We start from the raw sequence: 26,995 nt of genomic DNA, 5'->3' as shown, positions 1-26,995 counted from the left end.
AGGAGAAATCTATGTCAGATTTAAAAAAATATGAAGGTGTCATTCCTGCCTTCTACGCATGTTATGATGATGCGGGTGAAGTTAGCCCAGAACGTACTCGTGCCTTGGTACAATACTTTATTGATAAAGGTGTTCAAGGACTTTACGTTAATGGTTCTTCAGGTGAGTGTATCTACCAAAGTGTAGAAGACCGTAAATTGATCTTGGAAGAAGTTATGGCAGTTGCTAAAGGTAAATTGACCATCATTGCTCACGTAGCTTGCAACAATACAAAAGATAGTATTGAATTGGCTCGTCATGCAGAAAGCTTGGGTGTTGATGCTATTGCAACAATCCCACCAATTTACTTCCGTTTGCCTGAGTACTCAGTTGCTAAATACTGGAACGACATCAGTGCTGCAGCACCAAATACAGACTATGTTATCTACAACATTCCTCAATTGGCAGGTGTTGCTTTGACTCCAAGTCTTTACACAGAAATGTTGAAAAACCCACGTGTCATTGGTGTTAAAAATTCTTCAATGCCAGTTCAAGATATCCAAACATTCGTTAGCCTTGGTGGCGATGACCATATCGTCTTTAACGGTCCAGACGAACAATTCCTAGGCGGACGTCTCATGGGAGCAAAAGCTGGTATCGGTGGTACTTATGGTGCTATGCCAGAACTCTTCTTGAAACTCAACCAATTGATTGCGGATAAAGACTTAGAAACAGCGCGTGAATTGCAATACGCTATCAACGCTATCATCGACAAATTGACTGCAGCCCATGGTAATATGTACTGTGTCATTAAAGAAGTCTTGAAAATCAATGAAGGACTTAACATCGGATCAGTTCGTTCTCCACTTACACCAGTGACCGAAGAAGATCGTCCAGTTGTAGAAGCAGCTGCTCAATTGATTCGTGAAACTAAGGAGCGTTTCCTCTAATCAATAGGAGGCTTTATGACTAATTACGTTGCAATTGATATTGGTGGAACTAATATCAAATACGGTTTAATTGACCAAGAGGGACAACTTGTAGAGACTAACGAAGTAGCGACTGAGGCTCACAAGGGTGGTCCACACATCTTACAGAAAACAAAAGATATCGTAGCTAGCTATCTAGAAAAAGGACCAGTGTCAGGTGTAGCCATTTCCTCGGCGGGAATGGTCGATCCTGATAAGGGTGAGATTTTCTACGCTGGTCCACAGATTCCAAATTATGCCGGAACCCAATTTAAAAAGGAAATTGAAGAAAGCTTTAACATTCCTTGTGAAATTGAAAATGATGTTAACTGTGCAGGGCTTGCTGAAGCTGTCTCTGGTTCAGGAAAGGGTGCAAATATTACCCTTTGCTTGACGATTGGGACTGGTATCGGTGGTTGCTTGATCATAGATGGCCAAGTTTTTCATGGCTTTAGTAATTCTGCCTGTGAGGTTGGTTATCTACATATGCAGGATGGAGCTTTCCAGGATTTAGCGTCTACGACAGCTCTTGTTAAGTATGTGGCTGATGCACATGGAGATGAAGTGGAACAGTGGAACGGTCGCAGAATTTTCAAAGAAGCTACCGAAGGCAATAAACTCTGTATGGAGGGGATTGACCGTATGGTGGATTACCTTGGTAAGGGTCTCGCAAATATTTGTTATGTTGCCAATCCAGAAGTTGTCATCCTTGGTGGTGGGATCATGGGGCAAGAAGCAATTTTGAAACCAAAAATCCGTAAGGCTTTGAAAGATTCGCTTGTTCCAAGCTTAGCAGACAAGACTCGACTTGAATTTGCCCACCATCAGAATACTGCTGGCATGCTCGGTGCTTATTATCATTTCAAAACAAAACAATCCTAAATTGGCCTTGCCAATTTAGGATTTTTAAATAAAGGCAAATACTAACTTGCTTACTGCTGGCAAGGTATCTTGCATTTTTGACTTCGATATAGTATATTTAAGTTAATTCAAATATATATCAGTAACACCAATAGATATGGACTAAAGGAGAGCAATCATTGACCTATAATCAACAAGAAAAATATAACAGTAAAGTAAGCTCCCCTGAGGATCAAGAAACAGAAATTGCTGCTTACGGTCCACTTCCAAGCAAGGCTCAATTGGACTACCACAAGGAAGAATTGGCTGCCTTCATCCACTATGGTATGAATACTTATACCAACTCTGAGTGGGGAAATGGTAGAGAAAATCCTCAGTACTTCAATCCAACAAATCTTGATACAGATCAGTGGATTAAGACTTTGAAGGATGCTGGATTCAAACGAACAATCATGGTTGTAAAACACCATGACGGATTTGTGATTTATCCATCTAAATATACAGACCATACGGTGGCTGCAAGTCCATGGAAAGATGGTAAGGGTGACCTTCTCGAAGAAATCTCTAAATCAGCGACTAAGTATGACATGAATATGGGTGTTTACCTATCACCATGGGATGCCAACCATCCTAAATATCATGTTGCAACTGAGAAAGAGTACAACGAATACTACCTCAACCAACTCAAGGAAATCCTTGGAAATCCTAAATACGGAAACAATGGTAAGTTTATCGAAGTTTGGATGGACGGTGCGCGTGGTAGCGGAGCTCAAAAAGTAACTTATGCCTTTGATGAGTGGTTCAAGTACATCAAGGAAGCTGAAGGAGACATCGCCATCTTCTCTGCTCAACCAACAAGTGTCCGTTGGATCGGTAATGAACGTGGTATCGCCGGAGATCCAGTTTGGCATAAGGTCAAGAAAGCTAAAATCACTGATGATGTGAAGAATGAATATCTCAACCATGGAGATCCAGAAGGAGATATGTACTCAGTTGGTGAAGCAGACGTTTCTATCCGATCAGGTTGGTTCTACCATGACAATCAACAGCCAAAATCAATCAAAGATTTGATGGATATCTACTTCAAGTCTGTTGGTCGTGGAACGCCACTTCTCCTCAATATTCCACCTAATAAAGAAGGTAAATTCGCAGAAGCAGATGTGGCTCGCTTGAAAGAATTCCGAGCAACCTTGGATCAAATGTATGCGACTGACTTCGCTAAGGGAGCAACTGTAACTGCAAGCTCTACTCGTAAGAATCACTTGTATCAAGCAAGTCATTTGACAGATGGTAAGGATGATACGAGCTGGGCACTAGCAAATGATGCTAAGACAGGTGAATTTACTGTCGATCTTGGACAAAAGAGACGCTTTGACGTAGTCGAACTCAAAGAAGATATCGCTAAGGGTCAACGTATCTCTGGCTTCAAGGTTGAAGTTGAACTCAATGGTCGTTGGGTTCCATATGGTGAAGGGTCAACTGTTGGTTATCGTCGTCTTATCCAAGGTCAACCAGTAGAGGCACAAAAGATTCGTGTAACTATTACTGGTGCACAAGCGACTCCAATCTTGACAAACTTCTCTGTTTATAAGACACCAAGCAGTATCGAGAAGACAGATGGTTACCCTCTAGGACTAGATTACCATTCAAATACAACTGCTGATAAAGAGAATACAACTTGGTATGATGAATCTGAAGGCGTCCGCGGAACATCTATGTGGACTAACCAAAAAGATGCTAGCGTAACCTACCGTTTCGCTGGAACAAAAGCATATGTAGTGTCTACAGTTGATCCAAACCACGGTGAAATGTCCGTTTACGTGGATGGTCAAAAGGTTGCAGACGTACAAACGAATAATGCAGCTCGTAAACGTAGCCAGATGGTTTATGAAACTGAAGACTTGGCTCCAGGTGAACATACCATCAAACTCGTTAACAAAACTGGTAAAGCTATTGCAACGGAAGGTATCTACACGCTCAACAATGCTGGTAAAGGTATGTTTGAGATGAAAGAAACGACCTATGAAGTTCAAAAAGGTCAACCGGTTACTGTAACGATTAAACGTGTTGGTGGTAGCAAAGGAGCAGCAACAGTCCATGTTGTAACAGAGCCAGGAACAGGGGTTCATGGTAAAGTGTACAAGGACACAACAGCTGACTTAACCTTCCAAGATGGTGAAACTGAGAAAACAATCACGATTCCAACGATCGACTTTACAGAGCAAGCTGATTCAATCTTTGACTTCAAAGTGAAAATGACTAGCGTTTCTGACAATTCCCTTCTTGGTTTTGCTTCAGAAGCTACGATTCGAGTGATGAAAGCTGAATTATTTTAGAAAAATTAGCGAGTATAGATAAATGTCTATCGAGATTTTATGCAAAAAATTTTGAATGATAAAAAATCCTAAATTGATTTTATCAATTTAGGATTTTCCCTTTCTGTGATTTCTACGATAACCATTCAGTCTATTATTCTCCCAATAGCTATTAAAGATTTTTTCTTTACTTTCACGATCAATCTCTAGGAAATAAGCGTAGAGTAAATCAATGATAATCAGCATTGGAATCTGAGCAGAAATTCGTTGGATATAAGAGGCTTGGTTTTGACCTGCGACTAAAATAGTTTCTGTAAAGGCTTGAGTATCCTTATTCGGTGAACTTGTAAATAGAACCGTCTTAGCTCCCATGTCCTGGGCATCTAATAGGCTATCGATGATGGACGGTGTTGTTCCTGAGAGGGAAAAACCAAAGACCAAACATTTTTCATCAATGATACTAGTCGTCCAGGCAAAACCGTCTGGATCTGTTAAGGCTTCACAGACGACACCCAATCTCATAAAACGTAGCTTCATCTCACGTGCGACTAGACCAGAACTCCCAGTTCCGAAAAAATACACTCGTTCGGATTGCTCAATCATCTGAGCTACACGTTCCAACTGCTCATCGTCAATCAATCCTTGAGAAAAATCTCGCACATTTGCATAACTTCTGAGAACTCTCTGAGTCAAAGGATTCATATCCTGTTGAGGAGCAGAAAGAGTGTCTTTTTGTTGTTGATATTTGAAGATGAATTCTCGATAGCCCTTAAAACCACACTTCTTGGCAAAACGAGTGAGCGCCGCCTGGGAAATATGAAGTTTTTGCGTGACTTGTTGAGAGGATAAGTCATCATTTATGGTATCTGCCTGCAGAAAATAGCGGGCAATTTCTTGCTCTAAATCGGTCATTTCTTCAAAGTGAAGCTCAATGATTGTAGAAATATCTTGCTTATTCATGGGACTCCTTTGACAGCTATTTGCCTGAATTTATTTGATAAATCTAACAAATAAAATAGTGCACACTTCCATTATATCATAGAAAATAATTTTTGGGCCAAAAAGGAAAAGTCTTTTCTTTTACCATAATTTTCTGATTAAATTATGGTACAATGAAGAGTGTGATTTTGATTAGAAATGAGATTGATGTGTATGAGAAAATTCAATAGCCACTCGATACCGATACGGCTTAATTTGTTATTTGCAATCGTCATTTTGCTTTTTTTAACAATTATTGGCCGTTTGCTTTATATGCAAGTTCTTCATAAGGATTTTTATGAAAATAAACTAGCTTCTGCTAGCCAAACTCGAGTAACCATGGGTTCCGCTCGTGGAGAAATTTATGATGCAACAGGAAAACCTTTAGTCCAAAACACCGTTAAACAAGTTGTTTCATTCACACGAAGTAACAAGATGACTGCGGCTGATTTGAAGGATATTTCTAAAAAATTGTTGACTTATGTCACAGTCACTTCTCCAGAGTTGACGGACCGACAAATGGCAGACTACTACTTGGCGGATGCCGAAGCTTATAAGAAAACAGTTGAAGCTCTTCCTAAGGATAAACGTTTTGATTCTGATGGCAATCAGCTGTCCGAAGCTCAACTTTATAACAATGCTGCTGAGAGTATCACTTCTGATCAACTGAACTATTCAGAGGATGAAAAGAAGGTTATCTACCTCTTTAACCAGCTCAATGCAGTTGGTAATTTTGCAACCGGGAATATTCAAACAGATCCTTTGAGTGATACACAGGTAGCTGTAATTGCTTCTGCTTCAAAGGAATTGCCAGGTATTTCTATCTCTACCTCATGGGATCGAAAGGTCTTAGAAACTTCTCTTTCATCTATTGTCGGAACTGTTTCTAGTGAAAAATCAGGTCTTCCAGCAGAAGAAGTAGACGCTTATTTGAAAAAAGGTTATTCGCTCAATGATCGCGTCGGGACTTCCTATCTTGAAAAACAATACGAAGAAGTCTTGCAAGGGAAACGGACCGTCAAGGAAATCCATTTGGACAAGCATGGAGACATGGAGAGCGTAGAGAATATAGAAGAAGGTAGCAAGGGAAAAAACATCAAATTAACCATTGATTTGGCCTTCCAAGATAGCGTAGACAGCCTCTTAAAGAGTTATTTTAATTCTGAACTTGCAAATGGTGGTGCTAAATACTCAGAAGGTGTTTATGCAGTAGCCCTTAATCCTAAGACAGGTGCTGTATTGGCAATGTCAGGAATTAAACACAATCTAGAAACAGGAGACTTGACACCAGACTCACTAGGAACAGTGACCAATGTTTTTGTACCAGGGTCTGTCGTTAAGGCGGCAACCATCAGTTCTGGTTGGGAAAATGGAGTCTTGTCAGGCAACCAAACCTTGACAGACCAACCAATCGTCTTCCAAGGTTCTGCCCCTATCAATTCCTGGTATACCCCTTATTACGGTTCCTTTCCGGTTACAGCCGTTGAGGCTCTAGAATATTCATCTAATGCCTACATGGTTCAAACTGCGCTAGGAATGATGGGTCAGACCTATCAACCAAATATGACAGTCAAAACCAACCAACTTGAGTCTGCCATGGGAAAACTACGCGCGACTTTTAGTGAGTATGGTTTGGGTGCTTCTACAGGTATTGACTTGCCCGAGGAATCAACAGGATTTATCCCTAAAGAATTTGATTTAGCTAATTATCTGTACAATGCATTTGGTCAGTTTGATAACTATACACCGATGCAGTTAGCTCAGTACGTTGCAACCATTGCCAATAATGGTGTCCGCTTAGCTCCTCATATCGTGGAAGGAGTCTACGACAACAATGATAAGGGTGGCCTTGGGGAATTAATCCAAGCAATAGATACCAAGGAAATCAACAAGGTCAATATTTCTGAATCAGATATGGCAATCTTGCACCAAGGATTTTACCAAGTATCGCATGGAACTAGTCCCCTTACGACAGGACGGGCGTTTTCAGATGGCGCCACTGTTTCTATCAGTGGTAAGACCGGTACAGCTGAAAGCTATGTAGCTGGTGGTCAAGAAGCTAATAATACCAATGCCGTGGCCTATGCTCCAACAGAAAATCCTCAAATTGCAGTTGCAGTAGTCTTTCCTCATAATACCAATTTAACCAAAAATGTTGGGCCAGCAATTGCTCGCGACATTATCAATTTATATAACCAACACCATCCAATGAATTAGAAAGGAAGCCATGCTTTATCCAACACCTATTGCTAAGTTGATTGACAGTTATTCCAAACTTCCTGGTATTGGGATTAAGACAGCAACCCGTCTAGCCTTTTATACTATTGGAATGCCGGATGATGACGTCAACGAATTTGCTAAAAATCTCCTTTCAGCTAAAAGAGAGTTGACCTATTGTTCTATCTGTGGACGTTTAACCGATGAAGATCCCTGTTCTATCTGCACAGATCCAAGTCGGGACCAAACAACTATCCTCGTCCTAGAGGATAGTCGAGATGTAGCTGCTATGGAAAATATTCAGGAATATCATGGGTTATACCATGTTTTGCATGGGTTGATTTCACCCATGAATGGAATTAGTCCGGATGATATCAACCTTAAGAGTCTTATGACTCGTCTGATGGACAGTGAGGTTTCAGAGGTCATCGTAGCTACCAATGCAACAGCTGATGGGGAAGCGACCTCCATGTATCTCTCTCGGCTTCTCAAACCTGCAGGGATTAAGGTTACTCGTCTAGCACGAGGTCTAGCAGTCGGAGCTGATATCGAATATGCAGATGAAGTAACGCTCCTAAGAGCTATTGAAAATCGTACAGAACTTTAGTCTGTAAGAATATAGAACAGGCAATTAGCTAGCAGATAAGATTTCAAAAAATCAAGAGACTGGATTTATTTTTAATCCAGTCTCTTTTGTACTATTCAAGTTTAAAAAAATAAACAAATGTGATATACTAAAAAGCGAGTATTCTAGTAGAAATAGGACAATCATATGAAACAAACAATTATTCTATTATATGGTGGACGAAGTGCAGAGCGTGAAGTGTCTGTATTGTCAGCTGAGAGTGTCATGCGTGCGGTTAACTATGACCGTTTTGAAGTCAAAACTTTCTTTATCAGCCAGTCTGGTGATTTCATCAAAACCCAAGAATTTACCCAAACTCCTGGCCAAGATGAACGTCTCATGACCAATGAAACGATTGATTGGGACAAGAAAATTGCTCCAAGTGCTATCTACGAAGAAGGCGCAGTTGTTTTTCCAGTTCTTCATGGACCTATGGGAGAAGACGGTTCCGTTCAAGGTTTCCTAGAAGTCTTGAAAATGCCTTATGTCGGTTGCAACATCTTGTCTTCAAGCCTTGCTATGGACAAAATCACGACTAAACGTGTTTTGGAGTCTGCTGGGATTGCCCAAGTTCCTTACGTAGCCATTGTTGAAGGGGATGACTTAGCCTCTAAGATCGCAGAAGTTGAAGAAAAATTAAGGTATCCAGTCTTTACTAAACCATCTAATATGGGTTCTAGTGTTGGTATTTCTAAGTCTGAAAATAAAGAGGAACTCCATCAAGCTCTCGAACTCGCCTTTAAATATGATAGCCGTGTCTTGGTAGAGCAAGGTGTCACTGCGCGTGAAATCGAAGTTGGACTTTTAGGAAACTATGATGTCAAGAGCACTCTACCTGGTGAAGTTATCAAGGATGTAGCTTTCTATGACTACGAAGCAAAATACATCGATAACAAGATTACTATGGATATTCCAGCCAAGATTAATGATGATGTAGTAGCAGTCATGCGTAAAAATGCAGAAGCTGCCTTCCGTGCTATTGGCGGGCTTGGTCTCTCACGTTGTGATTTCTTCTATACAGATAAGGGAGAAGTTTTCCTAAATGAGCTCAACACCATGCCAGGATTTACCCAGTGGTCTATGTATCCATTGCTCTGGGACAATATGGGGATTAGCTATCCAGAACTAATCGAGCGTTTGGTTGAGCTTGCTAAGGAAAGCTTTAATAAGCGTGAAGCGCACCTATTGTAAAGATAGCTATAAGGGCGGGATAAGACTCCCTGCCCCTTTTTAAAGGAGTAAACATGAAACTTACGATTCACGAAGTTGCGCGTGTTGTCGGTGCAAAAAATGATGTGACAAGCTATGCGGACAGCGCGCTAGTCAAGGCTGAGTTTGATAGTCGTTTGATTGGACCTGGTGATCTATTTGTGCCACTCAAGGGGGCGCGTGATGGTCATGACTTTATCGAGACTGCTTTTGAAAACTGCGCTGCTGTAACCCTGTCAGAAAAGGAAGTAGCGGGTCATCCTTACATTTTAGTAGAGGATGTTTTGACAGCCTTTCAAGCTCTTGCAGCTTATTACCTTCAAAAAACAGGAGTAGATGTCTTTGCTGTTACAGGTTCAAATGGGAAGACAACGACCAAGGATATGTTGGCTCATTTGCTTTCTACAAGCTACAAAACCTACAAAACGCAAGGAAATTACAATAACGAGATTGGATTACCTTATACAGTTCTCCATATGCCGGATGATACTGAAAAGTTGGTCTTGGAGATGGGACAGGATCACTTGGGAGATATTCATCTTTTGTCTGAACTGGCTCATCCGAAAACAGCTATTGTGACTCTGGTCGGAGAGGCACATTTAGCCTTTTTCAAAGATCGTTCAGAGATTGCCAAAGGTAAATTACAGATTGCTGATGGAATGGGGAACGGTAGCTTGCTTTTGGCGCCAGCTGATCCCATTGTAGAGGATTATCTACCTGCTGACCAAAAAGTAGTTCGTTTTGGTCCGGGTGCAGAACTCGAGATTACAGAATTAACTGAGCGTAAGGATAGCTTGACTTTCAAGCCTAATTTCTTGGAGAAATCCCTTGATTTGCCAGTAACAGGTAAGTACAATGCGACTAATGCTATGATTGCTTCTTACGTTGCCCTGCAAGAGGGAGTGACTGAGGAGCAGATTGGTCAAGCCTTCCAAAATCTAGAGTTGACCCGAAATCGTACCGAGTGGAAAAAAGCTACCAATGGAGCAGATATCCTATCAGATGTTTACAATGCCAACCCAACTGCTATGAAGTTGATTTTAGAAACTTTCTCTGATATCCCAGCTAATGAAGGTGGTAAGAAAATCGCAGTTCTGGCGGATATGAAAGAACTTGGAGACCAGTCTGTTCAACTCCATAATCAAATGATTTTGAGCCTATCACCTGATGTACTTGATACCGTTATTTTCTACGGTGAAGATATCGCTGACCTAGCTCAATTAGCCAGTCAAATGTTCCCAATCGGTCATGTTTATTACTTTAAGAAAACAGCTGATGAAGACCAGTTTGAAGCCATGCTTAAGCAGGTCAAGGAGAGTCTTGGTGCAAATGACCAAATTCTACTTAAAGGTTCCAACTCTATGAACCTAGCTAAGCTAGTAGAAAGTTTGCAAGAAGACTAATGGTCTTCTATCTAAGGAAAAATTTTTAAGAGTTAATTTGTCTCGAAGGATCAGCTTCTTTTGAACACAAAACTATAAGAAATAAATGTAAGCTAGGCTCTATGGAGATAAGTAAGAGGCCTGCTTATATGAAAATGAGGAAAGTTATATGAATATTTGGGATGCTTTATTTACCACCCATCCGACGGAGCCACCCCAATTTGGATTTACTTGGTACGCAAGCACATTTGCCTTACTGTTTTTGACAATTTATCTTGCTTATCGCTATCGTGATAGTAAGGTTTGTCAACGATTCTTCCAGATTATACAGGCAATACAGTTAATCTCGCTTTACAGCTGGTATTGGATCAATCAATTCCCGCTGTCAGAAAGCTTGCCTTTTTATCATTGCCGATTAGCCATGTTTGTAGTTCTCTTGCTTCCAGGTGTTTCAAAAACCAAACAATATTTTGCTTTGCTTGGAACCTTCGGGACGATTGCAGCCTTTGTTTATCCAATCCCCGACGCGTACTCTTTCCCGCACATTGTAATTCTGTCCTTTATTTTCGGACATCTAGCCCTTCTTGGAAATTCCTTGATTTATCTTTTAAACAACTACAATGCTCGTCTCTTGGATTTCAAAGGTATTCTTATACTGACCTCTTTACTCAATGGTTTGATTTTTATAATCAATTTATTGACGGGTGGAGATTACGGTTTTATGACAAAACCACCATTGGTGGGAGACCATGGTCTTGTGGTTAATTACATCATTGTCACTCTATTTTTGACTTGTGCTATTTTCCTCTTCTCTAAAGGTTTTCAAGTCATCACTCAGGAGAAGGCAGAAAGAAGATTGAAAATCTGGCAGAAATAAAAAATATTTTCCCAACCGCTTGACTTTTATCTGAGAATTTTGATACAATAGTAGGCGGTATTGTTTACCCCATTTGTAAGGCCCCGGAACCTTTCAAATACCCTGCGGACCGGAACATCCGCCCTGTAAACAAAAACGACATTCATATAGGAGAAATCATGAACAAAACTACATTCATGGCTAAACCAGGCCAAGTAGAACGCAAATGGTACGTTGTTGACGCAACTGATGTACCTCTTGGACGCCTTTCAGCAGTTGTTGCTAGCGTACTTCGCGGAAAAAACAAACCAACATTCACACCACACACTGATACAGGTGACTTCGTAATCGTTATCAATGCTGAAAAAGTTAAATTGACTGGTAAAAAAGCAACTGATAAGATCTACTACACTCACTCAAACCACCCAGGTGGATTGAAATCAATCTCTGCTGGTGAACTTCGTTCTAAAAATGCAGTTCGTTTGATCGAGAAATCAGTTAAAGGTATGCTTCCACACAATACTCTTGGCCGCGCTCAAGGTATGAAATTGAAAGTATTCGTTGGAGCTGAGCACACTCACGCTGCACAACAACCAGAAGTTCTTGATATTTCAGGACTTATCTAAGGAAAGGAACAATAAAGTATGTCACAAGCACAATATGCAGGTACTGGACGTCGTAAAAACGCTGTTGCACGCGTTCGCCTTGTTCCAGGAACTGGTAAAATCACTGTTAACAAAAAAGATGTTGAAGAGTACATCCCACACGCTGACCTTCGTCTTGTAATCAACCAACCATTCGCAGTTACTTCAACTGTAGGTTCATACGACGTTTTCGTTAACGTTGTAGGTGGTGGTTACGCTGGTCAAGCAGGAGCTATCCGTCACGGTATCGCTCGTGCCCTTCTTCAAGTAGACCCAGACTTCCGCGATTCATTGAAACGCGCAGGACTTCTTACACGTGACTCACGTAAAGTTGAGCGTAAGAAACCAGGTCTTAAGAAAGCTCGTAAAGCTAGCCAGTTCTCTAAACGTTAAGAAACGGCTACAATACAGCATTTATCAACACTTCATGGTTCACACCATGGGGTGTTTTTTGATGTTTTTTTAGCAAAATTCACACCACTTTTCACACCAAATTCACACCATTACTTTTTAAGGTTACGGTAGGCAATTTCACCAACAGCCATTGGTATGACATTTGAAGTGTTGACATAGGTCTTAGTTGTGAGAGTATCGCTATGCGTTAAAGCTTCCGAAATGTCCTCTAGTGATGTGCCAAATTGTTTGGCAAGAGTTGCACCCGTATGACGTAATTTATGAGGTGTAGCGTGTGTTAGTTCCTTATGACGGCGTTCGACTGACTTCATCTTATTATTAAGATAATCAGCGTGTAAGGGACTATTAACATTCCCTTTTGTATCAATATAAGTAAAAACATACTGTTCATCAGATTGGATAATATTGAATTTTGCCAATTCCAATTTTTGTTGTTTTTTCCAAGCACAGAGTAAATCAGTTAGTTCAATAGGAATATGGAAAGTTGTCCTTTTATTTCCCTTAGTTGATTTTGGATTTTTATACTTGTCCAAGGCTTTCACTAACTGAATTTCTTGTTTCTTTAGGTTAATGTGTTTCCATTGCAAAGCGTAACTTTCGGATTTCCTATCTCCTAAGAAAAAAGTTGTATAGAATAACACATAATCTTTGAATAGGAGCTTGTCGTTTTCTAAATCTTCTTCAAAAGCGGTGAACCATGCTTGAAGTTCTGATTGTGACAGATATAAATCTTCATCATTTTTACTCTCTTGTAGTTTAATTTTTTTAGTTGCCTTAATACGGCTAATTGTTTTAGAGAGGCGATTAGTTTCGATATATTCCAATTCCTCAGCCCAATCAAAAATAGAATTAACGTAACTTCTAATGACTTTAAAGTTTGCATATTCTTCTGCCTTTTGTGTCAAAAGGTTCAAGATAACCTGTTTATTTTGATTGAGAAAATCAATGGAATAATTACCAAGCAAGGGTAGGATATGTTTTCTAAAGGCAATTTCGGTACCGTCAATAGTAGCTTGTGAAGGTGGTTTTGTGGTAGATGTTGTTTGACCTGCTTTATAGGATTCCCACCAAACATTGTGATAAAAATCGGAAAAGAGGATTGAGCCATTTGTTTCCAATGAGGTTGATTCTCCGCTTAAAATTTTATCAATCTTGTTTTGTAATTCAAGTTCGTATTTTTTAGCCTCACTCCTTAATTTGAAACGTTTTTCAATCACTTTTTTATTAATTCCCAATGAGGATTTGACTTCTTCTGGGACATAGATACGTAAGCGATAAGTTCCGTTTTTAGTTTTTGTAATTGACATAGTATTCTCCTTTTTTGAATTGAGCTAGAAAAATACCGTGGCTTCATTATATCAGACCACGGTTAGAATGCTACTGATTTTGTAACCAGTGATTAAGTTCGGCTCTATCAAAGCGGACAGTTTTTCCAATGCGAATAACTGGTAATCCCTTTTTTATCCAAGAATCAAGCGTATTATTGGCAATTCCTAGATACTTACAAGTTTGTTGTTTGTTCAAGAAGGGACTTTCAATGTTGTTACTATCCAATTTATTTTTTATTTCGTTTTCTATAAGCTGGCTAATTAACAGTTGTAACTGATGGATTTGTTCGTCTGGTAAAATCACTTGCATAGTCTTTTCTGTCCTTTCATGATATAATGTTAGCGGTTATTATTTCTAAGGCGATTTGTTTACGGCAAGTCGTCTTTTTGTATGCCCCAAGTGTCGGAGCTCTGGTGTTCACGGACATATTGGTCAATCTCCTTTTCATCGCTGTTAGTAAATTTCGATAATCCCAACTTTAAGAGGTCTTGGAGAAATTGGTCTGCTCTTTCAAGTGTGGTTGCTTCATATTTAGCCACATAGAGTTTGGCTAAAGTCTTTGAGACCTGTTTTTCCGTCCATTGTTCTGATTGTCTAAGCGTTGGCTTGGTACGTTCAATACTCAAGCGTGTTTTGGTTTCCGTCTGGAGGTAATCAAGCCACCATTTGACCGGCTGTCTTCTGCGCTTATTGGTGTCCTTGTCATTAGGTCTGACAAAGCGGTAGTGTCCGTTGATAGCTTCAAAGTAAATGGCTGTTAAAGGTTTTTTAAGGAATATTTGTTGAGCAATGATATTAGCTTTGCCTTGCCAACAACGTAGCTCTGCTCTGACCCAAGAATGGGTCTCATCAGTGATTTTACCTTTTCCTTTTTGTTCCATGAGTTTGTTATAAACACACCATTGTTGACTTCCTCGTGCGCCTATGGTGACCGTCTCACCAACTCGTTCGCCCGTTTCAAGAATTGACCGCTCGTGATAGTCCATATATTGTGCTCTCGTGATACACAAGCCCCGTTTACAATAGGCATAGAGGGTTTGAACGGATAATGCTTTATCGTAGATGTCATTAGCTATATCTATTCGGGTAAAGTTGACCTGATAGCGGTACAGGCGTGTGACCAGAGCTACCCAGTTATTAACGTTACCTGCCATAAATTCCTCATATTGACGACAACCTTTTCCTTTAAGTTCCAGATAGACCCCCATGTTATCTAAGACTTGGTTAAAGTAAACCTTGATGTCTGAACAAGCATAATGGCGTTGATACTTGTTTATTCCCCAAGCATTAAGCGCAAACTTATCTTGGGGAATGAGCAGTATTTCTTCCAAAACTTCCTCTGGTGGAACATCTTTAACAGTGACAGCGAAGTAGTCAATCCTCACGCTGTTGTCCATGTTTAATTACCAAAGATTTTAAGGTCGTTTGCCACTAGTTTTACGCCAGACCAGTTACTACGAGTCATGTTCCACATGAGACGGACTTGAGGATTGACGAGTTCAACGGTCTTATCAAGCAACCCGTCATTTTCTGCTAGTTTTGTAATTTTGTCGAGGTTGTCATGAATTTCAAGCGTAATCGCTTTGAGTTCCTCAATGGCAATGTTCATTTCTTTTAACACTTTGATTTTATCCGCATCTTGAACGCTACAAACTAGTTTGGATGGTTCGTCTGTTCGGACTTGTTCGCCATTTATCTCTTGATACTTATAACTCATACGAGCAGAAAGTACCACTACTTTTTTAGGAAGCATGAATTGACTTTTATCAAGGTTCAATTCGCCAAGTTTAAGTGTTGTGTCAGTTAGTGTTAAGTTTGTCATCGTATTCTCCTTTGTGTTTTTTTAAGTAGTTATCTTTTCTAAACGTACGCAGAATTAGCTTTGAACCTTACTCTCCCAAGGGATTTCAGCGAAAACATCAACTGATTGGCTTTAACCCCAGACGTCTCAAGGGGTTAGCCCTACTTTCGTGTACGTTCGTACCCCCTATTAGTAGTGGGGCACTTATTTTAATGGCAAGTCTCGCCCGTTTCGAGCCCCTACCGCCTTGTGGGCTACCGTGTTGACCACTCGCCCACAGCGTTGGTGCTGTACCGTGCTCACTTGCCAAAGAGTGTTCGCTTCTTAGGGTGTTCTAAGACCTCTATGCGCTTTTCCAGTGCGGTTTGGCGCAAGGTTAGAACTTGATTATCTCTGGTTAGTCCCTCAACCTGATTGTTCAGTTGAGACACTTGAACAGCTAGTCCCTGTACTTGTTTAGTCAAGGGAACAGGTGAGGCACGGGTTGGCGGATAGACTTTGAGAATGGCTTTCTCTAGTCCCAGACTGCCTTTTAAATAGGCAATCTGTTGCAACTGCTCAATGTCACTATCAGTAAAGAGAGTAACCTTACTGTAAGAACGTTTGCCTGTTCGTACTCGGCTTTCTTCAAAGGTATGTCCTGTTAAGCGTTCAATCTTTAAACGCCATTTTTTTAGCGTAGAGACTGAATTTAAACCTGAAACTTGTTTTATTGTTTGATGATAGTCAAAGTAATTAGTCATGTATTCTCCTTTAACTTAAATTTATTTTATGTATTTAAAACTTATTTTTACTATTTATATCTATATTATATATCCTTTTTATTATATGTCAAGTATTTTGTTGAAAAATAAGTTTTAAATTGTTAAAATAAATAACAACCAAAACAAAGGAGCTACCTATGACTTATATGATTCATAATTTCGCTTTTAATCTTTCTCGACTTCGTAAGGAAAAAGGGATCAGTCAGACAGAATTGGCGGAAAAACTAAATATTGGAAAACAATCGATTTCTGATTACGAAAAAAGCAAAAGCTATCCAACTTTTGCGACCTTAGATAAAATTGCGGACTTTTTTAAAGCAACACCAGTACAACTTTTTGGGACAAGTCAAGATATTGAACTGGAAAAAGCTGTTCTTAAAACAGATGAATACACAGAAAAGGCTAATAATATCATACAAGCAGTTAAATCTTTTGATGAGTTAGCTCATCAAATAGAAAAATATAATAGTATAGAAGGTTATACTAGTGATACGATTAATAATTTAGCATTTCTATTAAAGAGAGTCCCTATCATATCTCCCAAAACCGACCATCAGCTTTATAAACATATTCCTAGTGGTAAGCTAGTTGAGGCAGAAGATAAAGATGATATTGAAAGTAACTACGAACTTGCTTTTGAACCTAGTGCATTATCTAGATTGCAGTATATGAGTGATGATGAGTTAGCCATAATTGACAAACTGATTTATTTAACTCAAGGTAAACCAATACTTAATAAAGATGGGGAACCATTGACTAGTATTGGTAATGGTAAATACGTTGTAGCAGAGAATGGTGATGAAATTGCCCGTGAAAAATCACCTCTACAGTTATTGTTAGAAAACGAGAGTAAATTAAATAATCTTCTTTAATTTATATGACTAAATTAAAGAAGATTAAAATGTAAAGACTGATGTGAGTGATAATACCTTAAAAATGGAAATGAAAAAAATAAGTATGAATAATTCTATTTTTGCTGATTTGTATTAATTTTTAGGAAAATAAGAGTAAATAGCATAATAAAAAGGGATTGAAAATAAAATTTCAATCCCTTTTTTGGATAAAGAAAATAATAATGGTGCTAATTAGGATTAATACCTAAATAAGTTTTAATTTTCTTTTCAAGAAAATCAATATGTTGGTTAATTTCAGTTTGTTGCTTATGAAGTTCATCAAGTTGAAAAAATAGTAGTCTAAGTCGTTGAGGAATTGTGGAGTCTCCTTTATATCTTAGGTCAGCGTATTCTTGCATATTTTTAATAGACATTCCCGTCTTTTTTAATCTAATAATGAATTGAGTCCACGCTATATCAGAGTCATCATAGTATCTACGATTATTTTCTTCTCTGTGTGAGTAAATCAATTTTTCTTGCTCATAGTATCGAAGTGTGGGGATAGAAAGTCCAGTTTTTTCAGCAAATTCTCCAATAGAATAGTGAGCCATAATATTTCCCCTCCTTTTTTTTTAATTATTTTAGCATAATTTTTAAAAAAATCAAAAAAAAATTTCAGTTTTCTCTTGACATAAAGTGCACTTTACTATGTAAAATACATAGCATCAAAGGAATTTGATATAAAGCTAGGAGAGGAGGTAATACCATATGGAAGTGGAAGAAAGACGAAAAATTGGTTTGAAATATCTGAAGACTATAGATGGTGAAGTTGGTGATGAAGTCATAAAAGCCCTTGATGGAGTGGCAGGGGATATTGGAAATTATATTTTAGAATTTGCTTTTGGCGAAATTTATAATCGTAAGTCACTTAACCTAAAACAGCGAGAAATGATTACTATTACAAGTTTGCTGTCACAAGGTGGAACAGAACCTCAACTTAAAGTTCATATTAATGGAGCTTTGAATGTTGGTCTAAGTCAGGAAGAAATTCTTGAAACATTTATCCAATGTATCCCATATGTCGGTTTTCCAAAAGTTTTAAATGCTGTTGATGTGGCAAAAGAAGTATTTAATGAAAGGGATAAAATTAATGAAATTTAAATTAACTAATTTAGGCAATCCGTCTGAGAACATTATTTTATATAGCAATAGTAATGAGTTGGCGAAAATTCTATCGATTTATGGTTCTTTAATCGAGGAAGTTGAAAAAGACGGGAAAGTTCTAACTCCAGAACAATTATTGGCTATTCAAAATGATTTTGAGTGGGATTATTTATCACCTCAAGAGGCGTATGACTTGATTGATATGGTTAAATTGCCCACAGATATTCAATATAAATTATCTAATAACGGAACCTATTTGCCTAAAGAACTGGCTCATAAGGAAAATCAAGAAAATGTTCTTCTGTCAGAATATGAAACTTTTGGTAAAAGCATTGCATTCAGAGCGTACTCGGATTGGAAAGAATTAGATAGTGACCATATGTCTGACCATGTTGATGGCATAAAATTATTTGAGATTATTCGGCAAGGAATGCTAGCTGCATTTCATATTAATAATCTTAAGTATGATTCATCTTTAGCCTTAACTAATTTGAAGATTGAATATTTCCAATACATTGAAACATTTATCCCATTCATCGTTCATATTATCCCTATTAACAGAGCCGATGGAGGAGCTATGTATACCGTTTTTGGTGTATACCAAGAAGATAAACTTGTTGCAAAAGGTTACCTTGGAGCCTATGCTTTTAGAACAAAAGAAGCTTATAGAAATAAACGAAAACTACTAAAGGAAGGAGCTTACAATATTGCAGAACAAGAAAATTGGCCAATTATTGAGTCTAAAAAAGAGATTATCTGATTTTAAACTTCTTGCTTTAGATATGGATGGAACAAGTCTAGATTCAGATGGTAAACTACCGATAGAGTTAATTAACTTTATAAATAGTGAAAACTTTGGTAATTTAGTAATAGTTTTTGCGACTGGTAGAATGCCTCTTGCAGTTTACAATCCATTAAAAATGCTCAATATTTCTAAAGTAGTTATTTCACATAATGGTGCTGTAATTTCAAACTTAGAGAATGGAAATTGTTACTATGAAAATTATGTTCCAAGTGAAATTGTTCAATTTTCTATTAATTTACATAAACAATTTCAAATACCTCTACATTTGAATTTAACTAATGAAGTTATAACTGATAAAATCACCTCGACATCTAAAATATATGCCAAGCACTTGGGAATTGAAATAAAACAAGTGGATTTATCAACCATGAAAGAAAATGTAATTTCATTGTTATTTCTTTCAAAAAAAAGTGAACTAGATAGCATTTTAAAACAAATTAAGAATAGATTTAAAAATTTTTCATATGTTTTAATTCCAGATAAAAATTTTTGGCTATTACAAATTCTTCCTAAAAATACATCAAAAGGAGGAGGTGTCTTTCAACTTGCTAAGATTTTAAATATATCAAAAGAGGATATTATATCTTTTGGTGATAGTTATAATGATGTTGAAATGTTAAGAAATTCGGGTATAGGTATTGCAATGGGAAACTCATGTGAAGAGTTAAAGGAAATTGCTGATTACATTACGTTAAGTAATGATGATAATGGAGTGCTAAAAGCCTTACAAAATCTGCTATAAGGAGGAGAAAATGCCGTTACTAACTATTATTTCAAATAAAAAATTTTCATCTATTGAAAAACAAGAAATCATAAAAGTTACTACAGATTCTGTTATAGAAAAATGGAATGTACTTCCTGATAAAATTCAAGTACATATATCAATTGTAGGAGATAATGAAATTTCTAGAGGTGGTGTATCACCTGCTAATTCTAAGTTTGGAATTTTGAGTAGACGTATCTCTGTTACGACAGATGACTATTACTCCTCTCCTAATTCTAATATGGATTTAGAGGAACTTGTGACTATCTCAATTGATACGTGGACAGGATTATCACTTGGAGATAAAACTAGCTTAGTTAATCAATTAACACAATATTTTGCGACAAAGTATAAAATATCTGGCGATAATATTGTCATTTATATTAGAGAAATTACCCCTGAAAATTGGTTTCAAAATGGAATCAGTGGAAGAAATCCAGAATTCTTAAATAAAAGTCGAGAAGTCAAATAGATTTATTGGTATAAAACATAAGGAGGAAATAACCATGAATTTAAAAATTATGAAAGCCCCTTATCTTGCAGTAATGGAGTGGGAAGTAGAAGAGGGAAAACTAGATGAAGCAGCTAAAATATGGACAAATAGTAAAGTGTCAAAATTCTTTGAGAATTCTGTTTTATATAAAGGATTAACAAAAAATTCTTTAGTTGTTTTATATGAAGTAACGAATTTTTCAGTTATCCAACAATTTGTAGAAAGTGATGAATTTAAACATTTTGTTAAAGCTCAAGCAAAATACATGCAAAGTGATTTCCATCAGTCTATTGTCGGATTAGTAGAGGATGTGATTAGACGTAAACAGCTTATTCCAAAAACAAAATATATGCAACTTCGTTCAATTGAAGTTCCATTATCCGACATTGATTCTTATTTAGAATGGAGGAAGCGCCGTATCTTTGAATTTGTAAAAAGAAATGATAAAGTTACTTCTTTTCTAGCTTTTCATTCAGTTTTCTCTACTGTGCCAGGAGTACTATTTGTTACTGAATTTGAAGGGAATCCTGATGAGTACAGAGCTAGTTTTTTGACTGATGAATACAAACAAATTATTAAAGAAGCGGGTCATGACCATATTAAAAGTGGTGAGCAAGGATTACAAACTTTTGAATATGAAAAGGTAGAATAATGAATAAAAAAATTGCGATTGTAACAGGTGCTACAGGAAGCATCGGATATAAGATTGTAGAATCGTTAATCTCAAATAACTATAAAGTTATTGCCTTTGCTCAAAATTTATCAAAATTGAAAAATTTACAAAATCATTCACCAGAGAATATTGAAGTATATTCTGTTAATCTAAAAAATTTGTTGGATATAGAAAGTACCTTTCAAATTATAAAAAATAAGTACAATACAATAGAATTATTGATTAATAGTGCGGGGGCTGGTCCATTAGGAGGAATCCGAGAAATATCAGATATTAACTGGATAGAAAATATTAATTTAAAGCTACTAGGATATATTAGGGTATCTCGAGAAGTTATTCCCCTCATGAAGAATGCAAATAATGGTAGAATTATTAATATCGTAGGTACCTTTGGGAAACAGCCAAGTCCGTTTTTTATAGTAGGTTCAGTGATTAATGCCGCATTGCTATCTTTTACTAAAGCTTTATCGCTTGAGCTAGCAGAAACAAATATTACCGTTAATGCAGTAAATCCTGGAGCGGTTCAATCTTTACTTTGGAAAGAAACAATTAATCAAATTTTAGCTTCTGGGAAAAAAGAGTTACAATTTCTGACAGACCCACACTTAAAATTAGTTCAACCAGAAGATGTTGCACGAGCTGTATTATATTTAGCAGATGAAAAGAATAATATAATAACAGGAACTTCAATAAATGTTGACAATGGTGTGTACTCAGGTTTGTAATTTTGTTTCTACAAATAGAAAAGAAGTGGCAAATATGAAAAGAATATTTATTGTAGGTGCTAAAAGGACGCCTATAGGTAAATTTGGAGGAAGCCTATCAACTTTTTCAGCTTCAGAACTAGGAGCAAAAGTTATATCGGCAGTACTTAAACAATCTAAATTACCTAAAGAAAAAATTGACCAAATATTGATAGGGAATGTATTGCAGGCAGGTCAAGGACAAAATCCAGCTAGAACAGCAAGTCGTTTAGCAGGACTTCCAGAATCCATACCAGCAATTACCATTAATGATGTGTGTGGTTCAGGCTTGTCAAGTGTTAATTTAGGTGCTTCTCTTATTATGTCAGGACAAGCGGAAGTTGTTTTAGTTGGAGGAATGGAGAGTATGTCTAATGCTCCATACTTACTAGATAAAGCAAGAGTAGGATACAAAATGGGAGATGGTATTTTAATTGATTCCATGCTCAAAGATTCTCTTATTGATTCTATTGGAAATTATCACATGGGAATGACAGCAGAAAACATTTCATCTAAATATTCTATTACAAGGGGAGAAATGGATAAATATGCTGTTGAAAGTCATCAGAAGGCGACTTATACAACAGAATATGGAGGCTTCAAAAAAGAAATTGTTGATATTATAGTAGATAATAGAAAAGGAAGGAATCTAATTGTAACTGATGAAAATATTCGCTCTGATACAAGTATTGAAAAATTAGCAAAACTAAAAAGTGCTTTTAAAGAGTCAGGAGTAGTCACAGCTGGAAACTCGTCAAGCATAAATGATGGTGCTTCTATCCTTATGCTAGTTTCAGAAAAAATTCTTTATGATTACAAATTAACTCCTTTAGCAGAATGGATAGATTCTTCGTTAGTAGGTTTAGAACCTCGATTAATGGGAATGGGACCAGAAATTGCTGTAAAGAAATTGTTGACTCAGCAAAAAATGGATATAACTGATATTGATATCTTTGAATTGAATGAAGCATTTGCTGCACAATCAATAGCTTGCATAAGACAATTGGGAATCAATGATATGGATAAGGTTAATCCTAAGGGTGGTGCCATTGCTTTAGGGCATCCAGTTGGAGCTTCAGGAAGCAGAATACTGACTACTCTAATTTATGAGTTGATTGAAAATAAAGGAAATTATGGAATCGCTTCTCTGTGTATCGGTGGCGGAATGGGAGCAGCGACTCTTATAAAAAATGCAAATAGCAATCTGTAAAGGAGAAAATAGTTTGGAACAAACGAAGAATTATACTTGTATTACTGGAGCCAGTGCTGGTATAGGAGCGGAGACAGCAAGACAATTTGCAAAATTAGGAATGAATCTTATTTTAATTGCTCGGCGTCAAGAACGACTAGACAAATTGAAGCAAGAGATTTTGAACCATTATCCGGATTTAGATGTTGTTATTAAAGTTGTTGATTTATCGAAGTCCAGTAATGTTTTTGAACTTTATGAAAGCTTGAAAAAATATCACATTACTACTCTAATAAATAATGCAGGTTTTGGAAATTATGATAAGGTTGAATATCAAGATTTAGAAAAGATAATAACATTAATCCATCTAAACATTGAAGCTTTAACAATTCTATCAACTCTATATGTGAGAGATTATAAAGATTGTAAAGGCGCTCAATTGATTAACTTATCATCTAGAGGCGGATACATGATGGTTCCAAATGCAGTTACATACTGTGCAAGTAAATTTTATGTCAGTGCTTTTACAGAAGGCTTGGCATTGGAACTAGAGGCAAATCAACATCAATTAAAAGCTAAGGTTTTAGCTCCAGCTGCCACAAAAACGGAATTCGGTCAAGTTGCTACAGATTCGAAAGAATACAATTATGATGAGCATTTTGCTAAATATCACACAAGTGAAGAGATGGCACAATTTTTGATGGAATTATATCAAAGTGACAAAGTTGTTGGTTTAGTTGATGTTACAAATTTTGAATTTCATCTTAGTGGACCACTACTTAATCATTAATTATTTTAATAAATAGAGATAATATGTATTGAATAATAATAGTTGCAGCCATTTTATGACAAGAAAAAAGCTTCTGAAATGTTAGATTTCAGAAGCTTTTTGTCTATCTATTATGATTTAAACCTTGGTAAGTTATAATTTTCTGTGATATTTAGGATATTTAAAAATATAGAAGTATTTTTGTAGACTAATTTACAATTTTTCCAGTATTTTACCAAGTAGTTCTTCTAACTTTCCTAAATCTCCATAGACTGTTCCGTCCATATAAAGATTGTAAACCTCGTCATCTTGCTCCACACGTATTTGTGCAGAATAACCTTTTGATAGTGCTAAGGAACGAATAACTTCTCGTTGAGTTCGTCCATTCCCTTCTCGAAAGGGATGGAAATAATTAAGATTATCAAGAATTTTTGCTAATTGTTTAATAATTTTATTTTTTGAATTAGCAGTTTGATAATAGGTATGAATAAGATGGTTGATATAGTCTTGGGCAGTACTGAAAGATTGTATTGGCATAAAGGGATTCCCGCTTTTTGAGATATTCACCTTGCGATATTGTCCCGCCCAAGCATAGACATCTTGAAATAAATATTTATGAATGGCTAAAATATCACTAATGGAGTAGACTTCTATGGTTTTCAAGCGCAAGTCTGCAAGCCTTCTAGTAACGAATAAATGCTCATTCCGGTAGGCTTCTTCAATATTTGTAATATTTTGTTTGTTGATTAAGACTGTAGAATTTGGATAGGTATATTGGTGATTGGGGTCAATGTACTCATAGCCTTCGTATTGATTTTTAACCAATATTCAATTCCTTTCGTCTGTTGATAACATAAGTTTTTAAATCAATCACATCTTGAACAGTAGGTTCATAATTTTCAATCATTGATGACCCAATGGCATACCAGACAGTATCAAAATCTGAAAAGTTATCAAAGGGAATCCCTAAAATTGTTAATTCTTCTTTATTTACATCAAGAGTCATGGCACACCTCCTTGTATAGAGTTATCCTTATTATACCATAAAATCGGTATTTTCACCTAAAGGATAGAGACTGTTATTAAAGTATGAATTTATGATAAAATAATTTTATCATAAAAAGAAATAGCAGGGGTGTAGCATGGAGGCATATATTACAGAAGCGTTAGTAAAAGCAGGGATTGAGTTGGGAACTCTAACATTTAAAGGAACAACAACACTAGTGAATAGTAAAATTCAATCATTAAAGGAAGAACGTAATGCTGATAAATTACGAAATACTTATGATGAAATTGTAAATGAGTTACTTTCGGAACGAGAACAGGCAATCAGAATTGCTCAGGCATATAAAGAAGAATATGAAAAAGTACATATTGATGATAAAGATATTGAGTATTTGCACAACACTTTAGAACAGGTTATTTCTCTGCTATCTTCATTTACTAGTGTTGAAGATGGGAAAGAAGATTCAATGAAACAATTAGTTGCTTTACTTAATAAGGATACTTTAAAGACTATGCAATTATTGGGATTTAATTACAAGGAGGCAATAGGAGAACCTCTAACGGAGGTTTGCTCAAATGCTATAAGAAATAAATTAGGAGGTCTATCATCTAAGAAAAACGTACGTAACAAAAAATAATTTAACCAATGGTGTGAACTTTTAGTATTTATCAGCTCAATTCTTTGTAATTTTGGGGTAAAATTCACACCATTCAGATGAAATTAGTTGAGATTAATTGAAATAACGCTTTCAGAAAAGCGTAGAAATGCTTGATATTAAAGACTTTTGAAATTTAGTCAAACAAAAGTCGTTCAAACCAGGTCTTAAGAAAGATCGTAAAGCTAGCCAGTTCTCTAAACGTTAATTCGTTGCTGGACAGCAGAATACAAACGAAAACACTTTGCATATTGCAAGGTGTTTTTTTTTATGAGAATTGGTGGTGCTCAATTAGGATAGCTCTAGCGACTTTAGTCGCATAGAGATATGCTATGCACAGTTGCCCCAAGAAAACAAGCGAAGCGATGTTTGATTGGATGGCAACCACTGCACTCAAAACGTTCTTCGAAAGAATTACTATACTTACAAAGAGCACCTTTCGGGGTGTTCTTTTTTATTGATATCTTGTAGATTTATAATTAGAAATCTCCTTGAAGGGTATCGGGTAAATGAAAAATTCGGCGATTATATCCTATTTCTTCGTGCTTTAGTCTAATACCTATAATGTAAAAAAACTCTAGCTATCAGGTAGTTGATAGTTAGAGTTTTTTTCTATTCATATGATTTAATGAGATTAAATAAGGCTTCTACTTCTGATGACAGTGTAGCTGATTTGAGATAAGCATAATAAACTGTAAATGTTATCTGGTCCTCCGGTATTAGAGGGATTTTTATTAAGTCATCATCTTCATCAGAAAGTGCGATATCAGCCAGTAAACTAAGGCCAATCCCTTTCTTTAAAAGTTCTTTAATGATGACAATGTCGTCACTCTTGAAGAATATTTCTGCCTTGTTTTGATGCTTTTGATTAAGTATTTCAAAAGCTTTCAGGTGAACAAAGTGTTCGTCTAAAAGTATAAAGGATTGATCTACTAAATCTTCAAAAGTGAGGGAAGGAGCAGCAGCAAGAGGATGGTTCTTTGATAAAACGACATACAGTTCTTTATGAAAGAGTTCATGTGTCTCTATTGAAGGATGATTGAGTGGTTCAATCAAGCCGAGTAGGCTTGCATCAAGGTCTCCCTTGAGGAGAAGATTTAATAACTCTACGGAGCCACCGCGGATAGGGCGTACTTTTTTTAAAAAATCGAATTTATCTTTTTCGTTTAAGGCAGCAAAGAGATACTGAATGATAATAGGAGGGAATCCTACAGTAGAGTATTGTGCCAAGGAGCGATTAATTTCTTTGCGAGTAGAAATAACCTCAGATAAGATCTTTTCTGTATGCTTTAGAAGGATTTGACCTTGAGGAGTTAATTTAAAGGAACGATGTGAAGGATCATGGTGAATCAATTTGCAATTAAAAGATTCCTCTAAGCGCTTGATGGCATAAGAAATAGATGGTTGGCTGACTTTATGTAGTTTTGCTACTTCCGTATAGGATTGAAGCTGGCAGAGGTCATAAAAATATTGTAGATCTTTTAAATTCATATGGGCTCACTTTCATTAATTGGAGAAACATAAGTGGAAATCACCAGATAAATAAATTTTATCCGTATC

28 protein-coding genes and 2 pseudogenes are annotated in these 26,995 nt (G+C 36.9%); 20 read left to right on the top strand and 10 right to left on the bottom strand.

The window, feature by feature from the left end; genetic code table 11:
- Window positions 1-11 precede the first annotated feature (11 nt).
- The 3 genes and pseudogenes from NML75_RS00365 to NML75_RS00355 form a co-directional block, all read left to right on the top strand.
- The gene (locus NML75_RS00365; protein ID WP_254731121.1) at window positions 12-929 is read left to right on the top strand and encodes a dihydrodipicolinate synthase family protein; all 918 of its coding nucleotides are present in this window, start codon (window positions 12-14) and stop codon (window positions 927-929) included.
- 15 nt (window positions 930-944) lie between these two features.
- A complete protein-coding gene (locus NML75_RS00360) occupies window positions 945-1,829 on the top strand; it encodes an ROK family protein (protein WP_006149429.1) in 885 nt (294 codons plus the stop codon).
- Window positions 1,830-2,023: 194 nt separating this feature from the next.
- Window positions 2,024-4,144 (top strand): annotated as a pseudogene (locus tag NML75_RS00355) (alpha-L-fucosidase); the annotation flags it as partial.
- Between the two features lie 87 nt (window positions 4,145-4,231).
- On the opposite strand, the gene NML75_RS00350 reads toward NML75_RS00355, so the two are convergent.
- Window positions 4,232-5,083, bottom strand: coding sequence for a MurR/RpiR family transcriptional regulator (locus NML75_RS00350; RefSeq protein ID WP_254731115.1), 852 nt, complete (start codon window positions 5,081-5,083; stop codon window positions 4,232-4,234).
- 192 nt (window positions 5,084-5,275) lie between these two features.
- Between NML75_RS00350 and pbp2b the strand changes: the two genes are divergently transcribed.
- The 7 genes from pbp2b to rpsI all read left to right on the top strand — a co-directional run bounded on the left by pbp2b (window position 5,276) and on the right by rpsI (window position 12,427).
- Window positions 5,276-7,318, top strand: a complete 2,043-nt coding sequence (gene pbp2b / locus NML75_RS00345) for a penicillin-binding protein PBP2B (protein WP_302851142.1) — start codon at window positions 5,276-5,278, stop codon at window positions 7,316-7,318.
- 10 nt (window positions 7,319-7,328) lie between these two features.
- Window positions 7,329-7,925: a recombination mediator RecR gene (recR, locus tag NML75_RS00340; protein ID WP_000966742.1), complete on the top strand. Its 597-nt coding sequence runs from the start codon at window positions 7,329-7,331 to the stop codon at window positions 7,923-7,925.
- A gap of 165 nt (window positions 7,926-8,090) precedes the next feature.
- Window positions 8,091-9,134 (top strand): D-alanine--D-alanine ligase, encoded by a 1,044-nt coding sequence (locus NML75_RS00335; RefSeq protein ID WP_254731109.1) that lies wholly within the window; start codon window positions 8,091-8,093, stop codon window positions 9,132-9,134.
- A 53-nt stretch (window positions 9,135-9,187) separates the two neighbouring features.
- Window positions 9,188-10,555 (top strand): UDP-N-acetylmuramoyl-tripeptide--D-alanyl-D-alanine ligase, encoded by a 1,368-nt coding sequence (locus tag NML75_RS00330; RefSeq protein ID WP_254731106.1) that lies wholly within the window; start codon window positions 9,188-9,190, stop codon window positions 10,553-10,555.
- A gap of 148 nt (window positions 10,556-10,703) precedes the next feature.
- Entirely contained in the window at window positions 10,704-11,411 is a 708-nt protein-coding gene (locus NML75_RS00325) for a YwaF family protein (protein ID WP_254731104.1), read from the top strand.
- A 158-nt stretch (window positions 11,412-11,569) separates the two neighbouring features.
- Window positions 11,570-12,016 carry a 50S ribosomal protein L13 gene (gene rplM / locus NML75_RS00320; RefSeq protein WP_002876943.1) on the top strand — a complete coding sequence of 149 codons (447 nt, stop codon included), beginning with the start codon at window positions 11,570-11,572 and terminating at the stop codon, window positions 12,014-12,016.
- Between the two features lie 18 nt (window positions 12,017-12,034).
- Window positions 12,035-12,427, top strand: coding sequence for a 30S ribosomal protein S9 (gene rpsI / locus NML75_RS00315; protein WP_000075969.1), 393 nt, complete (start codon window positions 12,035-12,037; stop codon window positions 12,425-12,427).
- A 110-nt stretch (window positions 12,428-12,537) separates the two neighbouring features.
- Here the strand turns inward: rpsI and NML75_RS00310 are convergent, their stop codons facing one another.
- The 5 genes from NML75_RS00310 to NML75_RS00290 all read right to left on the bottom strand — a co-directional run bounded on the left by NML75_RS00310 (window position 12,538) and on the right by NML75_RS00290 (window position 16,321).
- Entirely contained in the window at window positions 12,538-13,755 is a 1,218-nt protein-coding gene (locus NML75_RS00310; protein WP_201041724.1) for a tyrosine-type recombinase/integrase, read from the bottom strand.
- A gap of 70 nt (window positions 13,756-13,825) precedes the next feature.
- Window positions 13,826-14,086 carry a helix-turn-helix transcriptional regulator gene (locus NML75_RS00305; RefSeq protein ID WP_201041725.1) on the bottom strand — a complete coding sequence of 87 codons (261 nt, stop codon included), beginning with the start codon at window positions 14,084-14,086 and terminating at the stop codon, window positions 13,826-13,828.
- A 59-nt stretch (window positions 14,087-14,145) separates the two neighbouring features.
- Window positions 14,146-15,174: a replication initiation factor domain-containing protein gene (locus NML75_RS00300; RefSeq protein ID WP_201041726.1), complete on the bottom strand. Its 1,029-nt coding sequence runs from the start codon at window positions 15,172-15,174 to the stop codon at window positions 14,146-14,148.
- A 2-nt stretch (window positions 15,175-15,176) separates the two neighbouring features.
- Entirely contained in the window at window positions 15,177-15,599 is a 423-nt protein-coding gene (locus NML75_RS00295) for a hypothetical protein (protein WP_201041727.1), read from the bottom strand.
- 278 nt (window positions 15,600-15,877) lie between these two features.
- Window positions 15,878-16,321 carry a hypothetical protein gene (locus tag NML75_RS00290; protein WP_201041728.1) on the bottom strand — a complete coding sequence of 148 codons (444 nt, stop codon included), beginning with the start codon at window positions 16,319-16,321 and terminating at the stop codon, window positions 15,878-15,880.
- Between the two features lie 158 nt (window positions 16,322-16,479).
- Here NML75_RS00290 and NML75_RS08830 point away from each other — a divergent pair.
- Window positions 16,480-16,821, top strand: a pseudogene (locus tag NML75_RS08830) (helix-turn-helix domain-containing protein); the annotation flags it as partial.
- Between the two features lie 602 nt (window positions 16,822-17,423).
- On the opposite strand, the gene NML75_RS00280 reads toward NML75_RS08830, so the two are convergent.
- A complete protein-coding gene (locus NML75_RS00280) occupies window positions 17,424-17,786 on the bottom strand; it encodes a MerR family transcriptional regulator (RefSeq protein ID WP_201061648.1) in 363 nt (120 codons plus the stop codon).
- A gap of 157 nt (window positions 17,787-17,943) precedes the next feature.
- Here NML75_RS00280 and NML75_RS00275 point away from each other — a divergent pair, with 157 nt between their 5' ends.
- From NML75_RS00275 to NML75_RS00240, 8 genes are read left to right on the top strand one after another with little or no spacing between them, the layout of a single operon-like run.
- Window positions 17,944-18,336, top strand: a complete 393-nt coding sequence (locus NML75_RS00275; RefSeq protein ID WP_254729360.1) for a carboxymuconolactone decarboxylase family protein — start codon at window positions 17,944-17,946, stop codon at window positions 18,334-18,336.
- Window positions 18,326-19,099 (top strand): AfsA-related hotdog domain-containing protein, encoded by a 774-nt coding sequence (locus tag NML75_RS00270; protein WP_254729358.1) that lies wholly within the window; start codon window positions 18,326-18,328, stop codon window positions 19,097-19,099. Before NML75_RS00275 ends, NML75_RS00270 begins: the two co-directional genes overlap by 11 nt.
- Window positions 19,047-19,886 (top strand): Cof-type HAD-IIB family hydrolase, encoded by an 840-nt coding sequence (locus NML75_RS00265; RefSeq protein WP_254731101.1) that lies wholly within the window; start codon window positions 19,047-19,049, stop codon window positions 19,884-19,886. Before NML75_RS00270 ends, NML75_RS00265 begins: the two co-directional genes overlap by 53 nt.
- A 10-nt stretch (window positions 19,887-19,896) precedes the next feature.
- Window positions 19,897-20,379 carry a tautomerase family protein gene (locus NML75_RS00260; RefSeq protein WP_254731098.1) on the top strand — a complete coding sequence of 161 codons (483 nt, stop codon included), beginning with the start codon at window positions 19,897-19,899 and terminating at the stop codon, window positions 20,377-20,379.
- A 34-nt stretch (window positions 20,380-20,413) separates the two neighbouring features.
- Entirely contained in the window at window positions 20,414-21,052 is a 639-nt protein-coding gene (locus NML75_RS00255) for a hypothetical protein (RefSeq protein ID WP_254731095.1), read from the top strand.
- Window positions 21,052-21,798: an SDR family oxidoreductase gene (locus NML75_RS00250; protein ID WP_254729350.1), complete on the top strand. Its 747-nt coding sequence runs from the start codon at window positions 21,052-21,054 to the stop codon at window positions 21,796-21,798. The genes NML75_RS00255 and NML75_RS00250 overlap by 1 nt, the downstream gene beginning before the upstream one ends.
- Window positions 21,799-21,832: 34 nt before the next feature.
- A complete protein-coding gene (locus NML75_RS00245; protein WP_254729405.1) occupies window positions 21,833-23,026 on the top strand; it encodes a thiolase family protein in 1,194 nt (397 codons plus the stop codon).
- Window positions 23,027-23,039: 13 nt separating this feature from the next.
- A complete protein-coding gene (locus tag NML75_RS00240; RefSeq protein ID WP_254731092.1) occupies window positions 23,040-23,795 on the top strand; it encodes an SDR family NAD(P)-dependent oxidoreductase in 756 nt (251 codons plus the stop codon).
- Between the two features lie 192 nt (window positions 23,796-23,987).
- Here NML75_RS00240 and NML75_RS00235 read toward each other — a convergent pair whose 3' ends face one another.
- Window positions 23,988-24,599 carry a Fic/DOC family protein gene (locus NML75_RS00235; RefSeq protein ID WP_155124136.1) on the bottom strand — a complete coding sequence of 204 codons (612 nt, stop codon included), beginning with the start codon at window positions 24,597-24,599 and terminating at the stop codon, window positions 23,988-23,990.
- A complete protein-coding gene (locus NML75_RS00230; protein ID WP_014713950.1) occupies window positions 24,592-24,780 on the bottom strand; it encodes a hypothetical protein in 189 nt (62 codons plus the stop codon). The genes NML75_RS00235 and NML75_RS00230 overlap by 8 nt, the downstream gene beginning before the upstream one ends.
- 136 nt (window positions 24,781-24,916) lie before the next feature.
- Here NML75_RS00230 and NML75_RS00225 point away from each other — a divergent pair, with 136 nt between their 5' ends.
- Entirely contained in the window at window positions 24,917-25,417 is a 501-nt protein-coding gene (locus NML75_RS00225) for a hypothetical protein (protein ID WP_021144854.1), read from the top strand.
- Window positions 25,418-26,047: 630 nt separating this feature from the next.
- Here the strand turns inward: NML75_RS00225 and NML75_RS00220 are convergent.
- Window positions 26,048-26,926, bottom strand: coding sequence for a LysR family transcriptional regulator (locus NML75_RS00220; RefSeq protein WP_254731089.1), 879 nt, complete (start codon window positions 26,924-26,926; stop codon window positions 26,048-26,050).
- Window positions 26,927-26,995 lie beyond the last annotated feature (69 nt).

Origin of the sequence: Streptococcus sp. CF4-3, from assembly GCF_024295385.1 — a bacterium.
Taxonomy (GTDB): Bacteria; Bacillota; Bacilli; order Lactobacillales; family Streptococcaceae; genus Streptococcus; species Streptococcus infantis_I.
This window is presented reverse-complemented; position numbering and strand designations above follow the sequence as displayed.

Bases quoted from the DNA above. Each gene is read 5' to 3' on its own strand.
- NML75_RS00270 (WP_254729358.1), top strand. From the start codon at position 18,326: ATGAAATTTAAATTAACTAATTTAGGCAATCCGTCTGAGAACATTATT.
- NML75_RS00230 (WP_014713950.1), bottom strand. From the start codon at position 24,780: ATGACTCTTGATGTAAATAAAGAAGAATTAACAATTTTAGGGATTCCC.
- NML75_RS00275 (WP_254729360.1), top strand. From the start codon at position 17,944: ATGGAAGTGGAAGAAAGACGAAAAATTGGTTTGAAATATCTGAAGACT.
- NML75_RS00255 (WP_254731095.1), top strand. From the start codon at position 20,414: ATGAATTTAAAAATTATGAAAGCCCCTTATCTTGCAGTAATGGAGTGG.
- NML75_RS00300 (WP_201041726.1), bottom strand. From the start codon at position 15,174: ATGGACAACAGCGTGAGGATTGACTACTTCGCTGTCACTGTTAAAGAT.
- NML75_RS00335 (WP_254731109.1), top strand. From the start codon at position 8,091: ATGAAACAAACAATTATTCTATTATATGGTGGACGAAGTGCAGAGCGT.
- NML75_RS00365 (WP_254731121.1), top strand. From the start codon at position 12: ATGTCAGATTTAAAAAAATATGAAGGTGTCATTCCTGCCTTCTACGCA.
- NML75_RS00350 (WP_254731115.1), bottom strand. From the start codon at position 5,083: ATGAATAAGCAAGATATTTCTACAATCATTGAGCTTCACTTTGAAGAA.
- NML75_RS00225 (WP_021144854.1), top strand. From the start codon at position 24,917: ATGGAGGCATATATTACAGAAGCGTTAGTAAAAGCAGGGATTGAGTTG.
- NML75_RS00360 (WP_006149429.1), top strand. From the start codon at position 945: ATGACTAATTACGTTGCAATTGATATTGGTGGAACTAATATCAAATAC.
- rpsI (WP_000075969.1), top strand. From the start codon at position 12,035: ATGTCACAAGCACAATATGCAGGTACTGGACGTCGTAAAAACGCTGTT.
- NML75_RS00310 (WP_201041724.1), bottom strand. From the start codon at position 13,755: ATGTCAATTACAAAAACTAAAAACGGAACTTATCGCTTACGTATCTAT.
- NML75_RS00330 (WP_254731106.1), top strand. From the start codon at position 9,188: ATGAAACTTACGATTCACGAAGTTGCGCGTGTTGTCGGTGCAAAAAAT.
- NML75_RS00305 (WP_201041725.1), bottom strand. From the start codon at position 14,086: ATGCAAGTGATTTTACCAGACGAACAAATCCATCAGTTACAACTGTTA.
- NML75_RS00280 (WP_201061648.1), bottom strand. From the start codon at position 17,786: ATGGCTCACTATTCTATTGGAGAATTTGCTGAAAAAACTGGACTTTCT.
- rplM (WP_002876943.1), top strand. From the start codon at position 11,570: ATGAACAAAACTACATTCATGGCTAAACCAGGCCAAGTAGAACGCAAA.
- NML75_RS00245 (WP_254729405.1), top strand. From the start codon at position 21,833: ATGAAAAGAATATTTATTGTAGGTGCTAAAAGGACGCCTATAGGTAAA.
- pbp2b (WP_302851142.1), top strand. From the start codon at position 5,276: ATGAGAAAATTCAATAGCCACTCGATACCGATACGGCTTAATTTGTTA.
- NML75_RS00290 (WP_201041728.1), bottom strand. From the start codon at position 16,321: ATGACTAATTACTTTGACTATCATCAAACAATAAAACAAGTTTCAGGT.
- NML75_RS00220 (WP_254731089.1), bottom strand. From the start codon at position 26,926: ATGAATTTAAAAGATCTACAATATTTTTATGACCTCTGCCAGCTTCAA.
- NML75_RS00260 (WP_254731098.1), top strand. From the start codon at position 19,897: ATGCCGTTACTAACTATTATTTCAAATAAAAAATTTTCATCTATTGAA.
- NML75_RS00295 (WP_201041727.1), bottom strand. From the start codon at position 15,599: ATGACAAACTTAACACTAACTGACACAACACTTAAACTTGGCGAATTG.
- NML75_RS00250 (WP_254729350.1), top strand. From the start codon at position 21,052: ATGAATAAAAAAATTGCGATTGTAACAGGTGCTACAGGAAGCATCGGA.
- NML75_RS00325 (WP_254731104.1), top strand. From the start codon at position 10,704: ATGAATATTTGGGATGCTTTATTTACCACCCATCCGACGGAGCCACCC.
- recR (WP_000966742.1), top strand. From the start codon at position 7,329: ATGCTTTATCCAACACCTATTGCTAAGTTGATTGACAGTTATTCCAAA.